Below are 1,439 nucleotides of genomic sequence, written 5' to 3'. Positions count from 1 at the left end.
ACCTAGTTGAAGGTAGTCCTTATCCAGTTTTTTACAAATTAACAAATAGGGTCATAGTTTTGGTCGTTTAAATGTTGAGTATCTCCTTCTTCAAACTGCGCCAGGGTTTCGCGGAAAATCCGTTCATGATGGAGTCGCCTTCGACCCAGTGATGATCGATCTGGCTTTTTAACTAGCTCTTTTAGAAACACAGAGAAGCTTCTCGACCAAAACTCCTCTACGTATTCAAGCATTTCGAGAAGAGTTCCCTGATAACGTACCTTCTTCTTCATTAATAAAGTTAAGCAGAAAGTGATCATGGCAATGTGAATTTGATTGTAGACGGCATTTGCGCTCTTTCCGTAACACTTTTTGATCACTAAGTGCTGTTTCATCCATTTGAAAAACAACTCAATTTGCCAGCGGTTTCGATAAAGGTCACTGATCTCCTGTGCGCTCATCTTCGCATCATTGATGATGATGGAGATGGTATTCCCTTGGCTATCTTTTGTTTCGATTAATCGGACAGGGGATTTCATCTTTCCCAGCTTGACCACAGCCTCCCGAAGAATGTTGGATGAGGGGTCTACAGGCAATTCTTCAATGACGTGGATGATCGTATTATCTTTGAGCCGGGTACAAAATCGGACGTTCTGTTTACAATACTCATCGAACTTTTCAAAATCGAAGTAACCTCGGTCAAATACATGGAGCGCATCCTTTTCGATGACCATCAAGGCATCCAATTGTGTCGCATCGGCCGGTCTGGCCGGGGTGACGATGATCTTATCCGGAGAGGTCTCTCCCTCATAGAAAACGACCCGGGTATGAATCTTAACACCGGCTTTCGTGTTTCGAAAATCAGCCCACCGATACTGGCTGAGGCAAAAGGAAATAGTCGTTGAATCAATGAGATGAATCTTGCCCAGTAAATTATTTCCCTTTTCTTTCCCGAATTCACGGTGAATCTGTTGAATCAGATGCTGCAGAATAGCTTGGAAGATATCCGGGGGAAGACCAGAAAGTTTACGGGATAATTGAGATTTACTGATGCTTTTTAATCCAAGTTCTTTCTGCAATTTCTTTCTGTGCCGTACCTTAAAACTAATTTTCTTCAGGCTTGGCAACTGTTTCAATTGAGCATAAATAAATAGTTTGATAAAGCTGAGACTATCCAGCTTTTTAACATATTTATCAACGTTCATCTGCTCAATGATTTTTGAAATAACTTTCATTTCTGCCGGTTGAATGTATTCCTTAAAAACAGATTTTATGTTATTCTTGTCCATGGGAACTCCTTATAATTAAGATATGGACAGGGACTTTGAAACCTTCTATCTAATTATAAGGTTTTTTTATATCTTAGAAAACTAAAAAATGACATATATTACAATTAATTCAAAATAAATTTATTTGATTTGAGCTTGACAAATTCGCTTTTATTTAATGCAACGCTAGTG

General features: G+C 39.1%; 1 protein-coding gene. It reads right to left on the bottom strand.

The window, feature by feature from the left end; genetic code table 11:
• Positions 1-38 precede the first annotated feature (38 nt).
• Positions 39-1,268: an IS4 family transposase gene (locus CVD23_RS04675; RefSeq protein ID WP_101578810.1), complete on the bottom strand. Its 1,230-nt coding sequence runs from the start codon at positions 1,266-1,268 to the stop codon at positions 39-41.
• Between the last annotated feature and the right edge of the window lie 171 nt (positions 1,269-1,439).

The sequence above is a fragment of the Bacillus sp. V33-4 genome (assembly GCF_002860225.1).
Taxonomy (GTDB): Bacteria; Bacillota; Bacilli; order Bacillales; family Cytobacillaceae; genus Bacillus_BJ; species Bacillus_BJ canaveralius.
Note: the sequence above shows the minus strand (reverse complement) of the source record. Positions and strands in the feature narration are given on the sequence as shown.